Raw genomic sequence first — 1,885 nt, 5'->3', positions numbered from 1 at the left:
CCACCGTCCGAAGCCCCAGCGGAGGGGCGACGCGAACCCCGGCTGGGGCGACGGTTAAGATCACTGGCGTATAGGTGGGCGCCGCGGACGGGCCGGTCCGCCCCACGCCTCGTGCGCGCGTGACGCGATGACGAGGAAAGGCACGATCCTGAGCAAGATCACTGTCGAGCAGGAACCAGGTCTGACGGACACCCTGGTGACGGCCGAACTGGACACCACGCACACCGCCCCCACTTTCGCCGAATTGGGCGTGCGCGACGAAATCGTCCGCGCCCTCGCCGAGCGGGGCATCGAGCGCACCTTCGCCATTCAGGAACTGACCCTGCCGCTGGCGCTGGCGGGCGAGGATCTCATCGGCCAGGCCCGCACCGGCATGGGCAAGACCTTCGGCTTCGGCGTGCCACTGCTGCACCGCGTGGCCACCGCCGACTCCGGCACCACGCCCCTGGACGGCACCCCGCGCGCGCTGGTGATCGTCCCGACCCGCGAGCTGTGCATCCAGGTCACCGAGGATCTCGAGCACGCGGGCAAGTACCTGCGCAACCATCATGGCGCGCTGAAGGTCGCCGCCATCTACGGCGGCCGCCCCTACGACTCCCAGATCGCCGCGCTGCGCGAAGGCGTGGACGTGGTGGTCGGCACCCCTGGCCGCCTGCTCGACCTGGCCAAGCAGAACCATCTGATCCTCGGCAAGATCGGCGTGCTCGTGCTCGACGAGGCCGACGAGATGCTCGACCTCGGCTTCCTGCCCGACATCGAGCGCATCCTCACGATGGTCCCCGAGCGCCGCCAGACCATGCTGTTCTCGGCCACCATGCCCGGCCCGATCATCACCCTGGCCCGCACCTTCCTCACCCGCCCCACCCACATCAGGGCCGAGGAGCCGAGCGACTCGGCGGTGCACGAACGCACCACCCAGTTCGTCTACCGCGCGCACGCGCTGGACAAGGCCGAGCTGATCGCGCGGGTGCTGCAGGCCGAGAGCCGCGGCGCCACCATGATCTTCACCCGCACCAAGCGCACCGCCCAGAAGGTGGCCGACGACCTGGCCGAGCGCGGTTTCGCGGTCGGGGCGGTGCACGGCGACCTCAACCAGGTGCAGCGCGAGAAGGCGCTGGACAAGTTCCGCAAGGGCGTCATCGACGTGCTGGTCGCCACCGACGTGGCCGCGCGCGGCATCGACATCGACGACGTCACCCACGTCATCAACTACCAGTGCCCCGAGGACGAGAAGACCTACGTGCACCGCATCGGCCGCACCGGCCGCGCCGGCCGCACCGGCGTCGCGGTCACGCTGATCGACTGGGACGAGCTGAACCGCTGGGCGGCCATCGACTCCGCCCTCGGCCTCGGCATCCCCGACCCGGTGGAGACCTACTCGCGCTCCCCGCACCTGTACACCGACCTCGGCATCCCCGAGGGCGTCACCGGCACCGTCCGCAAGGCGCCGCGCGTCCGCGAGGCCGACGCCGTGGTGGAGGAGCGGCCCGCCCGCACCCCGCGCAAGCGCAACCGCAAGCGCACGCTGCGCGGCAAGCCGCTCGACGGCGCGCAGACCGAGCAGTCGGCCCCCACCGACTCCGAGGCGCACGAGGTGCCCGCCGAGAGCGCCGCCACCGACACCCGCACCGACGAGACGGCATCGGAGACCGGGAGTTCGTCGAGCAGGCGCAGGCGCCGCCGCCGTCGCGGCGGTTCCAAGGACGCTGCCGCGCAAGCGGATTCGGCGCGCACCGAGCCCGCGGCGCAGGACACCGGGGCCGTGACCGCCGGACGGGCGCAGGATTCGACCGCCACCGCCGCGACCGGTGCGACGCCCGCGTTCTCCGACCCCGCCGGGTCGGCCGCGCGCACCCGCGCATCCGGATCGGCCGCGACCGCCGCG

1 protein-coding gene is annotated in these 1,885 nt (G+C 72.3%); it reads left to right on the top strand.

Going from position 1 to position 1,885, the window contains the following annotated elements:
* Positions 1 to 127: 127 nt before the first annotated feature.
* Positions 128 to 1,885, top strand: a 1,758-nt coding sequence (locus QH283_RS23660) for a DEAD/DEAH box helicase (protein WP_280505138.1), incomplete at its 3' end; no start/stop codon positions are given.

The sequence above is a fragment of the Nocardia farcinica genome (genome assembly GCF_029867845.1).
GTDB classification, from domain to species: domain Bacteria; phylum Actinomycetota; class Actinomycetes; order Mycobacteriales; family Mycobacteriaceae; genus Nocardia; species Nocardia farcinica_A.
Note: the sequence above shows the minus strand (reverse complement) of the source record. Positions and strands in the feature narration are given on the sequence as shown.